12 protein-coding genes are annotated in these 13,747 nt (G+C 68.2%); 6 read left to right on the top strand and 6 right to left on the bottom strand.

What is annotated here, in order from left to right; all coding sequences use genetic code 11:
* Positions 1-64: 64 nt before the first annotated feature.
* Entirely contained in the window at positions 65-1,066 is a 1,002-nt protein-coding gene (ispH, locus tag BM249_RS00790) for a 4-hydroxy-3-methylbut-2-enyl diphosphate reductase (protein WP_091967871.1), read from the bottom strand.
* Between the two features lie 100 nt (positions 1,067-1,166).
* Complete coding sequence (locus BM249_RS00785; RefSeq protein WP_091967868.1) at positions 1,167-2,567, bottom strand: aminotransferase-like domain-containing protein; 1,401 nt, start codon at positions 2,565-2,567, stop codon at positions 1,167-1,169.
* Between the two features lie 124 nt (positions 2,568-2,691).
* Here BM249_RS00785 and BM249_RS00780 point away from each other — a divergent pair, with 124 nt between their 5' ends.
* The 5 genes from BM249_RS00780 (at position 2,692) to BM249_RS00765 (ending at position 7,730) form a co-directional block, all read left to right on the top strand.
* Complete coding sequence (locus BM249_RS00780) at positions 2,692-2,988, top strand: DUF1127 domain-containing protein (protein ID WP_091967865.1); 297 nt, start codon at positions 2,692-2,694, stop codon at positions 2,986-2,988.
* A gap of 243 nt (positions 2,989-3,231) precedes the next feature.
* The gene (locus BM249_RS00775; RefSeq protein WP_091968287.1) at positions 3,232-5,121 is read left to right on the top strand and encodes a monovalent cation:proton antiporter-2 (CPA2) family protein; all 1,890 of its coding nucleotides are present in this window, start codon (positions 3,232-3,234) and stop codon (positions 5,119-5,121) included.
* Positions 5,114-6,544 (top strand): MATE family efflux transporter, encoded by a 1,431-nt coding sequence (locus BM249_RS00770; protein ID WP_091967862.1) that lies wholly within the window; start codon positions 5,114-5,116, stop codon positions 6,542-6,544. The genes BM249_RS00775 and BM249_RS00770 overlap by 8 nt, the downstream gene beginning before the upstream one ends.
* A gap of 125 nt (positions 6,545-6,669) precedes the next feature.
* Positions 6,670-6,846 (top strand): DUF3606 domain-containing protein, encoded by a 177-nt coding sequence (locus tag BM249_RS21090; protein WP_143103658.1) that lies wholly within the window; start codon positions 6,670-6,672, stop codon positions 6,844-6,846.
* 146 nt (positions 6,847-6,992) lie between these two features.
* Positions 6,993-7,730, top strand: a complete 738-nt coding sequence (locus BM249_RS00765; RefSeq protein WP_091968286.1) for a competence/damage-inducible protein A — start codon at positions 6,993-6,995, stop codon at positions 7,728-7,730.
* 6 nt (positions 7,731-7,736) lie between these two features.
* On the opposite strand, the gene BM249_RS00760 is transcribed toward BM249_RS00765, so the two are convergent.
* A complete protein-coding gene (locus tag BM249_RS00760) occupies positions 7,737-7,916 on the bottom strand; it encodes a hypothetical protein (RefSeq protein ID WP_091967858.1) in 180 nt (59 codons plus the stop codon).
* 284 nt (positions 7,917-8,200) lie between these two features.
* Here BM249_RS00760 and BM249_RS00755 point away from each other — a divergent pair, with 284 nt between their 5' ends.
* On the top strand, positions 8,201-9,085 hold the full coding sequence (locus tag BM249_RS00755) for an outer membrane protein (protein ID WP_091967855.1): 885 nt from the start codon (positions 8,201-8,203) through the stop codon (positions 9,083-9,085).
* 107 nt (positions 9,086-9,192) lie between these two features.
* On the opposite strand, the gene BM249_RS00750 is transcribed toward BM249_RS00755, so the two are convergent.
* The 3 genes from BM249_RS00750 to BM249_RS00740 all read right to left on the bottom strand — a co-directional run bounded on the left by BM249_RS00750 (position 9,193) and on the right by BM249_RS00740 (position 13,656).
* The gene (locus tag BM249_RS00750) at positions 9,193-9,627 is read right to left on the bottom strand and encodes a GlcG/HbpS family heme-binding protein (RefSeq protein ID WP_091967851.1); all 435 of its coding nucleotides are present in this window, start codon (positions 9,625-9,627) and stop codon (positions 9,193-9,195) included.
* Between the two features lie 169 nt (positions 9,628-9,796).
* A complete protein-coding gene (locus tag BM249_RS00745) occupies positions 9,797-10,771 on the bottom strand; it encodes an HpcH/HpaI aldolase/citrate lyase family protein (protein ID WP_091967849.1) in 975 nt (324 codons plus the stop codon).
* 125 nt (positions 10,772-10,896) lie between these two features.
* Positions 10,897-13,656: a phosphoenolpyruvate carboxylase gene (locus BM249_RS00740; RefSeq protein ID WP_091967846.1), complete on the bottom strand. Its 2,760-nt coding sequence runs from the start codon at positions 13,654-13,656 to the stop codon at positions 10,897-10,899.
* Between the last annotated feature and the right edge of the window lie 91 nt (positions 13,657-13,747).

The raw sequence follows: 13,747 nt of genomic DNA, 5'->3' as shown, positions 1-13,747 counted from the left end.
CGGGGATCAAAATGCACAAGGGCGCCGAACGGCGCCCCTGTGGGTCGAGTCGGGGTCGGGCCGCTTATTCGGCGGCTTCGCTGCGCAGCTCGCGCGGCAGCGGGAAGGACATGTCCTCGACCACCGTCGAGACCGTGTCCACCGTCACGGTGTAGCGGGCCGCAAAGGCGTCGATGATCTCTTCCACGAGCACTTCCGGGGCCGAGGCACCGGCCGTGAGGCCGAGGCGGCGCACGTCCTTGAACGCGTCCCAGTCGATCTCCTCCGCCCTGAGCACGAGGCGGGTGATGGGGCAGCCGACGCGCTCAGCGACCTCGCGCAGGCGCTGCGAGTTCGAGGAGTTCGAGGAGCCGACGACGATCACGGCGTCGACCAGGGGGGCGACCTGCTTCACCGCTTCCTGGCGGTTGGTGGTGGCGTAGCAGATGTCGTCCTTGTGCGGCCCCGTGATGGTCGGGAACTTCTTCTTCAGGGCCTCGACGATGTGGTGGGTGTCGTCCACCGAAAGGGTGGTCTGCGTCACCCAGGCGAGGTTGTCACGATTCTCGGGCTCGAGGGCGGCGATCTGCTCCAGATCCTCCACCAGGGTGATGGAGCCCTTGGGCAACTGGCCCATGGTGCCAACGACTTCCGGGTGGCCGGAATGGCCGACGAGGAGCACGTGGCGGCCGCGCTTGTGATGGATCTCGGCCTCACGGTGAACCTTGGTCACCAGGGGGCAGGTGGCGTCGATGGTGGTGAGGCCGCGGGAATCGGCGTTGCTTGGCACGGTCTTGGCGACGCCGTGGGCCGAGAAGATCACCGGGGCGGAGCCGTCCGGCACCTCGTCGAGTTCACGCACGAACACCGCGCCTTTGCGCTTCAGGCTCTCGACCACGTATTTGTTGTGGACGATCTCGTGGCGGACGTAGACCGGGGGGCCGTAGATGGCGAGCGCGCGCTCGACCACGTCGATGGCCCGCACCACGCCGGCGCAGAAGCCGCGCGGGGCGCAGAGCAGGATCTCCAGGGGCGGCTTGTCGCCGGTCACGGGGGCGGTCTGGGTCGTCGAGAGGGCGTCGCTCATGATAACCGGGATGTGGCGAGGCTGGGTCGCCCCTGTCAACCGTTCATAACGCAAAACCGCCCGTGAGGCACGGGGCGCCCCATCAAACTCTTCGTTCGTGTCATGCACGCCCATCCATCGCGCGTTCCAGCACCGTGAAGATGCGCGGATCGGCGCAATGGGCGACGTTGAAGCGCAGGAAGCGCGTGCCGCCCCCCGAGGTGCTGAAGGCGGCACCGGGCGCCAGAACCACCCCTTCCGCCAGGGCCCGCCGGGCGACATCGCCGGAATCGAGTCCCTCGGGGAGGCGCGCCCACAGGAACAGGCCGCCGCGCGGCTCGGTCCAGAGGGCGAGGCCGCTCGCCTGCAGGCGACGGGCCGCGAGCCCCCGGTCCCGAGCGAGCTTGTCCCGGATCTCCGCGAGGTGCCGGCGATAGGTCCCGTCGGTGATGAGACGGTGCATGAGGGTGGCGGCGAAATGGCCGTTGCCGAGGCTGAGGGCCAGCTTGAGATCGACGAGGGGTTCGATCCAGTCCGGCCGCGCGGCGAGGAAGCCGCAGCGCACGGAGGCCGAAAGCGTCTTGGAAAAGCTGCCGACCTGGATCACCCGCTGCAACCCATCGAAGCCGGCGAGACGCGGCGACGGCTCGGGTTCGAGGTCGCCGAAGATGTCGTCCTCGATGATGAGAGTGTCGTGCGCTTCGGCGAGGCGCAGTACCCGGTGGACCGTCGCGGGCGTCAGGGTGCCGCCCGTGGGGTTCTGCAGGGCCGAATTGCCGAGGTAGAACCGGGGACGATGTGCCGCGAAGGCCGCCTCGAGGGCGGCGAGATCTGGCCCCGTGGGCGTGAAGGGTACGCCGACCACGCTGACCCGATGGGCGCGTAGGAGGGCGTGGTAATTGAAGTAGCAGGGATCGTCGACCACCACGGTGTCGCCGGGCGTCAGCAGAAACCGACAGAGGAGATCGACGGCCTGCGTCGCCGAATCGACGAGGAGGATCTGATCGGCATCCGCCGCGATTCCCTTCTCCTCCATGCGCCTCGCGATCTGCGCCCGCAGGGGCGCGAACCCCAGGGGCTGGTCGTAGCAGACGAGGCTGCGCGTCTCATCACGGGCGAGTTGGCGCAGCCCCCGGCGGATGGCCTCGTCGGGCATCCATGACGACGGCAGCCAGCCCGAACCGGGCTTCAGCAGATCCGGCCCGGCCTGCATCGATTGGCGGGTGATCCAGAGGGGATCGACGGCCCGGTCGAGTTCCGGCCCGACCGCCTTGAGACAGAGCGGCCGGGTCTTGCCGGCGACGTAGAAACCCGAGCCCCTGCGGGCCACGATGGCCCCCTCGGCGGCGAGGCGGTCATAGGCCTCCACCACCGTCGATTTCGACACGCCCATGACCTCGGCGAAGCTCCGCACGGAGGGCAGACGGGCACCAGGCCCGAGTTGACGGCTCGCGATGCGCTCGGCGATGGCCCGTGTCGCCGTCTCGACCAGGGTCGGGGCGGCGTGGCTATGAGCGGTCATTGGTTTTGTCCCGGCATCTGTACGGTCCTTCCGTCCGGACAATTTTGCCAAACCGTACGGCACTGTCCCTGTCGGGGCCAGCCCTTCCGGCCGATGGTCGCGCCATCGAACAGGGAGACACACCATGACCGGCGCGACGATCCAGACTGCACGGGCGGCCTTGCCGACTCGCCTCACCCTCATCGATCGGGCGCGGGGCCATGCCGTGGCGCTCCTCGCCGCCATGGCGGACGGCCTGTCGCGCGCGGCCCTCAACGCCCGCGTCCTGCGTCAGCTCGGGGCCATGTCCGAGCGCGAACTCAAGGATATCGGCCTCGTGCGCCAGGACGTGTACGATGCCGCCGCCCTCCCTCGCGACGGCGACGCCACGAACCTGCTCCTGGCGCGCCGGGCCGAGCGAAAGGCCGCGCGGCGGGCCTGACGGGATCGAGGATCGGCCCTGGACGTGCCGATTGGCACCCGGGGCGCAGGGGAACCGTCGGCGACGTCGATCCCACAATGGTGATCCGGCCCAAGGGGATTATAAAGAGCCCTCACGACGCATCCGCCCAAACCCGGGTCCCGCAGGCAGGATCGGCGGCACCTGGGCTCCCTGTCCGTGATCGCCACGATCCCTTCGGCGATCGCCGTGATCGGGACCGGTCCCCTCCCGCCCAGGATTCGCATGGCGAGCCCCGCGACCCACGTCAGCTTCCTGCCGCCGGTGCTGACCTTCCTGTCGGCGGCGGTGATCGGCGTCCCGATTTTCCGGCTCATCGGCCAGAGTGCCGTGCTCGGCTACCTTGTGGCGGGCGTCGTCATCGGGCCGTTCGGGTTTTCCCTCATCGCCGAACCCGAGACGGCGGCGAGTGTGGCCGAACTCGGCGTGGTGCTGCTGCTGTTCATCGTCGGCCTCGAATTGCAGGTGTCCCGCCTCGTTTCCATGCGGCGCGACATCTTCGGCCTCGGCACGGCGCAGCTCCTCGTCTGCACCGCGATGCTCGCCGGAATCGGTTTCCTGTTCGGCCTCACACCTTCGGCCGCCTTCGTCATCGGCATCGCCCTCGCCCTCTCGGCCACCGCCGTCGCCCTACAGTTGCTGGAGGAGCGCGGCGACCTCGGCACCCCGTATGGCGGACGCGCCTTCGCCGTGCTGCTGTTCCAGGACATCTCCGTCGTGGCGATCCTCGCCCTGATGCCGCTCTTCGCCTCCACGGGCGGCAGCGGCGGCGAGGACTGGATGCTGTCCGCCCTGCGATCGACCGGGACCGTGGGGGCGGCGATCCTCGCCGTGGTGCTGGTGGGGCGCTATGGCCTCAACCCGTTCTTCGGCCTGCTCGCCGCCAGCGGCGCCCGCGAAGTGATGACGGCGGCGGCCCTCCTGGTGGTGCTCGGCACCGCGATGCTCATGGAGCATGTCGGCCTGTCCATGGCCATGGGAGCGTTCCTGGCCGGCGTCCTGCTCGCCGAATCGAACTTCCGCCACCAGTTGGAGGCCGATATCGAGCCGTTTCGCGGCATGTTGCTGGGCCTGTTCTTCATGAGCGTCGGCATGTCCATCGATGGCGGCCTCGTGAAATCCGAATGGCCGTGGCTGCTCGGCGCCACCGCCGGGGCGATCCTCATCAAGGTCGGGCTCGTCGCCGCCCTGTTCCGCCTGTTCGGCTCGCCCTGGCTCGATGCCGTGCGGGGCGGCGCCATCCTGGCACCGGCGGGCGAGTTCGCCTTCGTGCTCCTGCCCATGGGCGGCGAACTCGGCCTCGTCGACGGACCGAGCGGACGGTTCGCCATCGCGCTGGCGGCGCTCACCATGCTGGTCGGCCCCGTGGCGGCGAAAGCCCTCGACAGCGCCCTGGCGCGCCGCCGGGCCGAGCCCGACCTCGCCCTCGACCCGGTGGAATCCACCGAGGCCCGCGTCCTCGTCGTCGGGTTCGGACGCTTCGGCCAGATCCTGACCCAGGTGCTGCTCGCCGAGGGCATCGGCGTCACGGTCATCGACAAGGATGTCGAGCAGATCCGCTCCGCCTCGCGCTTCGGCTTCCGCATCTTCTACGGAGACGGCACCCGCCTCGACGTCCTGCGCGCCGCCGGCATCGGCCGGGCCGAACTCCTGTGCATCTGCGTCGACGATCCGGAAGCGGCCCTCAAGATCGTCGATATCGTGCACGAGGAATTCGCGAGTGTTCGAACCTACGTGCGGGCCTACGACCGCATGCACGCCGTGGAACTCATGAACCGCGACGTGGACTTCCAGCTGCGCGAGACTGTGGACTCCGCCCTCGGCTTCGGCCGGGCCACCCTGGAAGGTCTCGGCGTCGCCCCCGAAGCGGCGGCGGCGGTGGCTGAGGATGTGCGCAAGCGCGATATCGCCCGCCTCGTTCTGCAGCAGGCCGGTGCCCTCCCGGATGCGGCGAACTGGATGCGCGGGGTCTCGCAGATCAAGCCCGAACCCCTCACGGAACCGCGCCGCCCCTCGCGCGCCCTCAACGCCGAGACCCGCGACATCATCGGCAGCAAGGCCCGCGAGGCCGCCACCCACACCCTCGAAGCCCGGGACCTGCCCGCCGATGCCTGAAACCCAATCGGGGGCGGCCCGCTTCGTCAGCGGCTCGATCCTGCGCCACGTCGTGGTGATGAGCGCCACGGGCTCCGTCGGCCTCATGGCTTTGTTCGTCGTCGACCTGCTGTCGCTGCTCTACGTGTCGAAGCTCGGCGACCCGACCCTCACGGCGGCGGTGGGCTTCGCCACCATCGTGCAGTTCTTCGCCATCGCCATCAATATCGGCCTGATGATCGCGGCCGGAGCCCTGGTCTCGCGCGCCATCGGGGCGGGCGATCAGGCAGAGGCCCGGCGGCTTGCCACCTCGGGCACGATTCATGGCCTCATCGTCTCGGCCGTGCTCGTGCTGGCGATGCTGCCGTTCCTGCCCGTGTTCCTGAAGGCCATCGGGGCCGACGCCCAGACCCTTCCGGTGGCGACGCGCTTCCTCTGGATCACCCTGCCGTCGAACCTGCTCATGGGGCCCGGCATGATGTTCTCGGGGCTCCTGCGCGCCGCCGGGGCCGCACGGCAGGCGATGCTGGTGACCCTTGCCGGCGCCATTGTCACCGCCGGGCTCGATCCGCTGCTCATCTTCGGGGCAGGGCTCGGGGTGGAGGGGGCGGCCATCACCACCTGCTTCGCCAGGGCCACCTTTGCCCTCGTCGGCCTCTGGGGCGTGCGTCGCTTGGGTATGCTCGCCCGGCCGCGCGTGGCCGACATCGTCGCCGATGCACCCATCGTGTTCCGCATCGCCCTGCCGGCGGTGCTCACCAACCTCGCCCCCTCCGTCGCCAGCGCCTTCATCGCCCATGCCCTGGCGCAGTTCGGTGCCGTCACCATCGCGGGCAACGTCGTCATCGACCGCCTGACGCCCGTGGCCTTCGGCGGGTTGTTCGCCATGTCGGGCTCCATCGGGCCGATCCTCGGCCAGAACTGGGGCGCGGGTCGGTTCGACCGCATGCGCGGCGTCCTGCGCGACGGCGCCCTGGTGACAGCGGCCTACGTCGCCGTGGTCTGGATCGCCCTCGTCTTCGCCCGCGAACCCCTGACGCACCTGTTCGAACTACGGGGTCCGGCCGCCGACCTGTTCGGGTTCTTCTGTCTCGTCAGCGGCGGGGTGTGGTTCTTCACCGGGCTGCTGTTCCTGTCGAATGCCTCGTTCAACAACCTCGGCTTCCCGTTCTACTCGACCCTGCTGAACTGGGGCCGGGCCACCCTCGGCACCGTGCCGCCGGCCCTCCTCGGGGCACATTACTACGGGCCGAATGGGGTCATCGCCGGGGTCGGCCTCGGCTCGGTGATCTTCGGGCTCGCCGGCATCCTCCTCGCGTTCCGCACGGTCGGAACCCTGGAGGCGCGGGCCGCCGCCCTCCCCCCGCCGGAGCCCGAAGCGGTGACGGCCACGGCGGATGCCTCCCTCGCCGCCGGCCCGGCGCAGTCGGGCGTGCTGGTCTGACGGGGCGCCCAGTGAAAAAACCGTCGCAGACGAGCGCGGACCGGAAACAAACCCGTTCGGCCCACGTTCAATTTGCGATCTCCGAAGCAAACGGAGCCGGCCTTCCTCAACTCCAGGGTTTGACCATGCTCGCCGAGCAGACCTCCGCTCAGACCGCCCGCAAGACCCACCTCGACATCTACGACACGCACGCCCGCTCGACCTTCGCCGCCAGCCTCGGCGTCTCGGAGGACCGCCTGCGCCGGGCGGTTCACCTCGTTGGCTCGCGGATCTCGACCCTCACGAGCTATTTTCAGAAGTAGGCCGGCTCGGTTGGGCTTCGGTTTCGAGGGGGATGCCGGGCGCCGGCATCCCCTTTTTCGTGGTTGGCGGTCGGCCCTTGCCGATGGCGGCGAGGACCGCCCCGCCCTACCTCGTGCGGATCACGTCCCCGCCCTCTCGGACCGCCATGACCGACCAGCCCTCCATCACCGCCGCCATCCTCGTCATCGGCGACGAGATCCTGTCGGGGCGGACCAAGGACAAGAACATCGGCACCATCGCGGATTACTGCACGGCGGTGGGGATCGACCTGCGCGAAGTCCGCATCGTTCCCGATGAGCAGGACCGCATCGTCGCGGCGGTGAACGCCCTACGAACAGACTACACCTATCTCTTCACCACCGGCGGCATCGGCCCGACCCATGACGACATCACCGCCGACAGCGTGGCGGCGGCGTTCGGCGTCTCCATCGACGTCGATCCCCGCGCCAAGGCGATGCTGCTGGAGCGGCACAAACCGGAGGATCTGAACGAGGCCCGGCTGCGCATGGCCCGCATTCCGGCCGGAGCCGACCTCATCGCAAACCCGATCTCGAAGGCGCCCGGCTTCCGCCTCGGCAACGTCTTCGTCATGGCCGGCGTGCCGGCGATCATGCAGGCCATGCTCGACAACATCGGTCCGACCCTGGAGACCGGTCTCCGCGTCCTCTCCCATACCATTGAGGCCGGCAACCTGCCGGAGGGCACTTATGCGGGCGATCTCGCGGCCCTGGCGATAGCCCATCCCACCGTGTCCATCGGTTCCTATCCGTCGATGACCCAGTCCGGATTCGCCAATCGCATCGTGGTGCGAGGCAAGGACCCGGAGGCCCTCGACGCGGCCAAGGGCGACATCGAGGATTTGGTCACGCGCCTGCGCGGCTGAAGAGTCTCACGCCCGCAGGGCCGGCTTGCCCTTCACCGCCGCCGCCATGGCCTTGAGGTGGCGATTGAGGGCGGCGATCTCGTTCAACGCGATGGTCTTGTGGCCGTCCTTCACCGCACGCTCGATATCACTGACCTGCTCGGCCACGATGCGCTTCAGTTCGGCGGCGAGTTTGTCCCGTGTCATCGTCGCTCCTGTCACGTCGAGAGCATCGTCCCGCCGAAGTGGCTTTCGGCGGGGGCGATGCGAAAATGAAAAGGGCGAGCCGCGCTCCGAATTCCCGATCCGGAACGAGGCTCTGGCGTTCGATCCGCTCATAACGGCCCGAGCTTAACCGGCCGTTGTCGGCGTAGAACCTTGTCGTGACGCCACATTCTCGCCCGGTGTTGCTCGGCGGGCATAGGCGGGGTCCGGACCCGAGCGTTAGGTTCAGGGCAGACGTCCTGCCATTCTCCGTCGAGACCTCACCCATGTTCGCCAAGCTTCTCCTGGCCGGCGCCGCAACCATCGTTGCCGTGTCCAGCGCCTCCGCTGCCGATCTGCCCCGTCGCGTCGCGCCGGCGCCGGTCTATGCCGCCGTCCCCGTGTTCACCTGGACCGGCTTCTACATCGGCACGCACACCTCCTACGCCTTCAGCGACAGCCAGAACATCCGCACCATCGGCAACAACGACGCCTCGACGGGCCTGACCAACACCCGCCTGAACGTCGCCCAGGAGCGCCGCCCGTCGAACTTCCGCTCCGAGCAGGACGGCTTCGGCAATGTCGGCGGCGGCTTCGGCTACAACTATCAGTTCACGCCGGGCTCGGGTGTCGTCGTCGGCCTCAACACCGACCTGACCTGGACCGCCATCAGCAAGAGCTACGCCTATTTCGGCCCGGTCATTCCCGGCGTGAACACCGCGCCCGATCCGAGCAATCTGCGTCAGCGCCTCGACTACCTCGGCACCGTTCAGGGCCGCCTCGGCTACGCCTTCGACCGCATCCTCGTGTACGGCACCGGCGGTTTCGCCTACGGCAACACGAACTACCGCGCCGGCTTCCTCAACCCGGCCGGTACCCTGGCGTATGCTGGCAAGTACGACGACATCTCCACCGGCTACGTCTACGGCGGCGGCATCGAGTGGGCGATCCCCACCGACAACTTCCTCAACCGCTTCAACTTCATCGGCGGCCTCCTCGGCTCGACCGGCCTGACCCTCAAGGCCGAGTACCTGCGCTACGACCTCGGCAGCCGCAACGTCCTCGTGAACGCCACGGGCTTCGCCCCGGTCACCGGCTCGTACACCTCGCGCTTCACCACCGAGGGCAGCATCGTCAAGGCCGGCTTCAACTACAAGTTCGGCAGCCTCTGAGGCTTTGGGCGGGGCGGCCTTCGGGCCGCCCCGTATGACATCGTGTCCAGAAAAAAGGCCCTGCTCTCGCGAGCAGGGCCTTTTCCGTTGGGTCTAAGCAGACCCGTTCAGGTCCGCCAGGGATGGGCCGGCAGTTCCGTCGCGCCGATGGCGCTGGCGCCCGCGAGGGCCACGGCGTGGTCGTCTTCCACCGTCGAGCCGCTGACGCCGATGGCGCCGGACATCTCACCGTCCTTGTCCACGATGGGGATACCGCCCGGGAAGGTGATGAGGCCATCGTTCGAGTGCTCGATGCCGTAGAGCGGCCCGCCGGGCTGCGACAGGGCACCGATCTGCCCCGTGGTCATGCCGAAGAACACCGAAGTCTTGGCCTTCTTCTGGGAGATGTCGATGGAGCCGACCCAGGCGCCATCCATCCGGTAGAAGGCCTTCAGGTTGCCGCCGGAATCGACGACGGCGATGCACATCTGCGTCTTCAGTTCGACGGCCTTGGCGCGGGCCGCTTCGATGGCCTTGTGGGCGTCTTCGATGGTCACGTGCATGGGGTCTCTCCGTAGATCTGGGCCGCCTCGCCCGTCCCTTCCTCGACAGGAAGACGCTGCGCCCTGTTCCCGTCGATCCGGAACGGAGGAGACGATGCAATGAGCTCAACGCGAGAACGGCCATCCCGTTCGGGACGACCGTCTCTCCGATGCTCTTTCAGAGAAGGATTTACTTCGCGCTCATGGCGTTGGCCTTCTCGATCAGCGCCTCGGCCATGCGGATCGAGGCGATGTCGATGAGGCGACCGTCGAGGGAGACTGCGCCGCGGCCGGCCTTGGCGGCCTCTTCCATGGCGACGAGGATGCGGCGGGCCTTGGTGACTTCGGCCTCGGAGGGGGTGAACACCTCGTTGGCGAGATCGATCTGGCTCGGGTGGATCGCCCACTTGCCCTCGAAGCCGAGGGCGGCGCAGCGACGGGCCGCCGAGGTGTAGCCGTCCGGATCGGAGAAATCACCGAACGGGCCGTCGATGGGACGCAGGCCGTAGGCGCGGCAGGCGACGAGCATGCGGTTCTGGGCGAACAGCCACGGGTCCTGCCAATGGGTCTGGCGGGCGCCGGCCTCGTCCTTGTCGGTGAGCACGCTGTAATCGGCGTTGACGCCACCGATGACCGTGGAGCGGGCGCGGGTGGAGGCGGCGTAATCGGCCACACCGAACGACATGGCCTCGAGGCGCGGCGAGGACTGGGCGATAGCCTCGACGTTGGCCATGCCGAGGGCCGTCTCGATGAGCACTTCGAAGCCGATCTTCTTGGTGCGCTTCTTGGCCTGCTCGATCTGCGTGGTCAGCACGTCGATGGCGTAGACGTCGGCGGCCACACCCACCTTGGGGATGAGGATCATGTCGAGGCGCGGACAGGCTTCGACGATGTCGACCACATCGCGGTACATGTAGTGGGTGTCGAGACCGTTGATGCGGATCATCATGGTCTTGGAGCCCCAATCCAGGTCGTTCAGGGCCTGGATGATGTTCTTGCGGGCCTGCTCCTTGTCGTCGGGCGCCACGGCATCCTCGAGGTCGAGGAAGATCACGTCGGCGTTCGAGGAGGCCGACTTCTCCATGAAGGTCGGGTTGGAACCCGGAACGGCGAGCTCGGAGCGGTGGAGGCGGGGCGTCGCCTGCTGGACGAGGGTGAAGCTCATGGGTGTTTCCTTCTCACGTCGGTTACGGGCGATGGGACGCCCGGTGGCGCGTCACCTTACGGCGCGCGGTGCGCGTTCGCGCGGTCCGGAGGGCGTCGCCGTCCCCCGGTATCCTGACAAACCCTCTAGCCCGTCGCGCCGAAGCCGACGGCGATGCAATTGATCGACAGAAGCAGGGCGGATTTCACCGCCTCGCGCTTGTCCTCGTCCTCCTCCGCGCGGAAGCGGCGGAGCAACTCCACCTGTTCCCGGCTGACCTGATTGATGGTCGGAAGACGACCGTTGAGGCGGTCGCGGAACAGGGGGAAGCGCTCGGCGAGTTCCGAGCCACCGCTAACGCGCAGGCACATCTCGCGGGTGAGGGCGTACTCGGCCTCGATCAGAGGGAAGATGGCATCGCGCGCGGCGGCGTCCGGCACGAGGCTGGCGTAGTCACGGGCGATCTCGAGGTCGACCATGAGCAGCGTCTTCTCGACCTCATCGAGGATGAGGCGGAATGGCTTCGATTCGGCGAACAGGCGCTTCAGCTGCGCCTCGCCCTGCGCGCCGCGCACGTCGAGGAAGCTCTTGAGACCGGAACCGACGCCATACCAGCCGGTGATGACATGCCGGTTCTGCGACCACGCGAACACCCACGGGATCGCCCGGAGATCGGACAGGGAGCGCGCGCCGAAGCGGCGGGCCGGGCGCGAGCCGATGTTCAGCAGCGCAATCTCGTCCAGCGGACTGGCCGCCCCGAAATAGGTCACGAGGTGCGGATGCTGGATGAGATTGACATAGGCCGCCCGCGAGGCGCCCGACAGGGCTTCGAGGCAATCGTCGAACTCGTTGCGCGGCAGGCCCGCAGCCTCGCGCTCGGACTTCAGGGCGTGTTCGAGGACCGATGAGGCGAGAAGCTCCATCTGGTACGCCGCCGTACCCCGGTTGGCGTATTTGAACGAGACGACCTCGCCCTGCTCCGTGGTGCGGAAGCGCCCCCGGATAGACCCGGGCGGCTGGGCCGCGATGGCCCGGGCCGTCGGCGCGCCGCCGCGGCTGACGGAGCCGCCACGGCCGTGAAAGAACGCGATGGGCACGCCCGCCGCCTTGCCGAGGGCGGTGAGCTTGTCCTGCGCCTTGTACAATTCCCAGTTCGACGCGACGAAGCCGCCGTCCTTGTTCGAATCCGAGTAGCCGATCATCACCTCCTGCACCCCGCCCTGCCAGCGGGTGGAGCGGCGCACCACGGGAATCGAGAACAATTCCTTCATGATCGCGGGGGCAGCGCGCAGGTCGTCGATGGTCTCGAACAACGGCACGATAGGCAGACAGCAGATCTCGGTGCCGGCGGCGTCGAGGAAGTTGCCGGCTTCCTTGGCGAGCAGATACGCGCCCAGGATATCCTGCACAGAACGGGTCATCGACAGGATGAACGAGCCGAAGGCCTCGCGGTCGAGCTGCTCGCGCATCTCGCCGACGAGGGCGAAGGTCTCCAGGGTCTCGCGGGCGTCGTCGGGCAGGCCCTCGAAGCTGCGCTCGCCCTTGCGGGGCTTGGCGAGTTCGTCGAGGAGCCACTTCTTCCACTCGGGCGAATCGAGCTCCGGCGGGGTGCGGTTCTGGCCGTTGGCCTCGGTCCACAGGGCGTGCAGGGTCTTCGTCGTGCGCGTGGTGTTCTCGCGCAGATCGAGGCGGACGGTGGAGAACCGAAAGATCTCGACCATGCGTCGCACCGGCCGGACGAGGTCGGTGGCGAGCGACGGGCATTTCGCGTCGATCAACCCCTGCTCGAGAACGCGCAGGTCGTTGATGAGGGTGTCGGCGCTCGGATAATCCGGCCCCGTGGAGCGCTGGCCCTGGTTGCGCTGGATCGTGGCTTCGAGCTTGCGCAGGATGCAGGTGAGGAACTGGCGGTAGGCCTCGCCGGGGTTGCGGCTCGCGATGGCGCGGCCGTCGCCGCTCTCGGCCAGCATCTGGGCGAGTTCGGCCTTGAACGAGGCCGGCACCGGCAGGGACCGCTCGGTCAGCGACAGGGTGCGGCCGAGGGCCGTGACGCCGTCGCGGTAGCGGCGCAGGGACGCCAGGGCGTTGCGCTGCAGGGTCGTGCGGGTGACGGAAGCGGTGACGTAGGGATTGCCGTCGCGGTCGCCGCCGATCCACGAGCCGAACTGGAAGAAGGCCGGCACCTCGAACTTCTCGTCCGGGTAATACTGCGAGAGGCTTTCCTCCAGGGAGTAGAGCACCTCGGGCAGCATCTCGAACAGGGTCTCGTCGAAGAAGTGCAGGCCCCAGGCGACCTCGCGCTCGACGGTGGCCTTCTCGAGATGCAGCTCGCCCGTCATCCAGACGAGTTCGATCTGGTCGCGCAGCTCGTTCATGAGGCCGTTGCGCTCGCGCTCGGTCCAGCGCGGCAGCTCCAGCTCGCGCAGCACGAGGTAGATGCGGCGGAACTTCTCCAGCACGGTGACGCGCTTGCCCTCGGTGGGGTGCGCCGTGATGGTCGGGCGAATGCGCAGGTCCTTCAGGAGCGCGTGGATCTCCGCCGCCTTGATGCCGTTCTTCGCGGCCTCGGCCAGGACGGCGTGGAAACTGCCGGAGAGCGCCTCACGGCCCTTGGTGCGCTCCACCTGCCGGCGCCGGCGCATGGCGGCGTTCTGTTCGGCGATGGACAGGAGCTGGAACCAGATGCCCTGCACCTGAAGGGCGCGGGCCAGGAGTTCGGGCGAGAATTCCGAGATGTTGGCGCGCCCGTGCAGCACGTCCTCGAGTTCGGGCTCGTGCCGGCGCGCCACTTCGAGGAGGGCATGGAACAGGATGTCGAGGGCTTCCTTCGACGACGTGCCGGTGATGACCGGCGGCGCGAAGGTGTGGTCGATGGCACCGACCGGGGCGTGCAGGGTATCCGTCATGGGCAAGGCCACCTCGAAAGGATATTTTTGCCGATCGACCGCGACGGAGGCGGGCGATGGAAGGGTAACCGCCCCGGCAGCATGAAACTCA

It is taken from the genome of Methylobacterium gossipiicola (assembly GCF_900113485.1).
GTDB lineage: Bacteria > Pseudomonadota > Alphaproteobacteria > Rhizobiales > Beijerinckiaceae > Methylobacterium > Methylobacterium gossipiicola.
The sequence above is the reverse complement of the archived record's forward strand: the minus strand, read 5'-3'. Positions and strand labels throughout refer to the sequence as shown.